1 protein-coding gene is annotated in these 512 nt (G+C 42.4%); it reads left to right on the top strand.

Annotation, left to right across the window (positions count from 1 at the left end):
• Nucleotides 1–512 (top strand): hypothetical protein (locus AC1MDJ_RS08580; RefSeq protein WP_479690485.1); only part of this gene is annotated, 512 nt, incomplete at both ends.

Genomic DNA, 512 nt, shown 5'->3' on the forward strand with positions numbered 1-512 from the left:
GGGGTATTAACAAATAGACAGAACGGGGACGATAACGGACATGTTCCGTTTAGTCGTGCTAATTCACAGGGCAGTGTTATAGGTGCAGATGGGAGAATAAGCGTTAATTTAACACCCCCTACCAGTGTGAATGGGTTGTTTGGGTTATCTGCTAGCGATAGTAGATATTTAGTGGAATCAAACTCAACTATACTTGATAGGAATAACTATATAGGTGCAGAGTATTTCTTTGCGGCGGTTGGGTTAGATACTGACAGAAAGATATATGGTGACCCTGCCTATGAAACACATCTTGTTATGGATGCACTGATGAGGAGTTACTATCAGAGTGCATTAGTTCTTGATGCAGAGGCGGACAAGCAACAGATGCAAAGACTATATGATAATGCAGTAGCAGAGATGGGCGAGTTGAATCTGAGTATTGGGATAAGGCTGACAGCGGAACAGACAGCACAGCTGACTAGGGATATAATCTGGTATGAAGAACAGGAGATAAATGGACAGATAGTTCT

It is taken from the genome of Candidatus Termitispirillum reticulitermitis, from assembly GCF_054655775.1.